The following is a 667-nucleotide window of genomic DNA, read 5'->3' on the forward strand; positions in this document are numbered from 1 at the left end:
AAGGGCCTCCTGTGCCCCAGGGATGTCGCCCATCATGGCCTTTGCCTCGGCCTCTATGAGGTACATCTCAGAAGAACGCATGTAGATGACATCATCGGGATCTATGGACCCTGGGTTGGCATTCTTCATCTTGAAGTGCATGTAGGGGTGCAGGTTGAAGCGGGTGGTGATACCGTAGACTTCATTTATGGAGTCCACCGCGGCATCAAAAACGGCCTCGTCCGTATAGTTCGGGTCGTTCCCAAAACCCCCTTGGCCATTGGCCGCAGATGAATTGGTATTTGGTGCGGTGGGCAAAAATACCTTGTTCCTGTAGTCCGTTGCCGGAATGGCATCGACCAATCTTCTGTCCGCTATCTTGGTGTTGTTCCTTATCTGGCTCCCGTTGAAGGTGTTGCTCATCAGGTAAAAATAGGAACGGAAGAACGTGGTCTCGGCGGCAATCACGTTGCTCCCCCAGATGACCTCTGATAGGCTGTTGGTGTTGAAGCCTGATAGCCAATCTTCCTCGTTCATTATTGGAAACCCTTGTCGTGCTTCTACGGCTGCATCGGCAGCTGCCTGCCAGTCCCCTTTCGATAGGGCCGTCCTTGCCAAGAGGCCATAGGCCGTGTTGATGTTCAACTGTGACTTGGTCTCTGGGCCTCCTCCCGGTCTTCCCGTACCA

The 667-nt window shown here is 53.7% G+C and carries 1 protein-coding gene; it reads right to left on the bottom strand.

Annotation, left to right across the window (positions count from 1 at the left end; all coding sequences use genetic code 11):
• The coding region (locus tag AACP56_RS17900; protein ID WP_339339079.1) for a RagB/SusD family nutrient uptake outer membrane protein at positions 1–624 on the bottom strand (624 nt) is incomplete at its 3' end.
• Positions 625–667: the final 43 nt, after the last annotated feature.

The organism is Croceitalea sp. MTPC6, from assembly GCF_036985525.1.
Classification (GTDB): domain Bacteria; phylum Bacteroidota; class Bacteroidia; order Flavobacteriales; family Flavobacteriaceae; genus Croceitalea.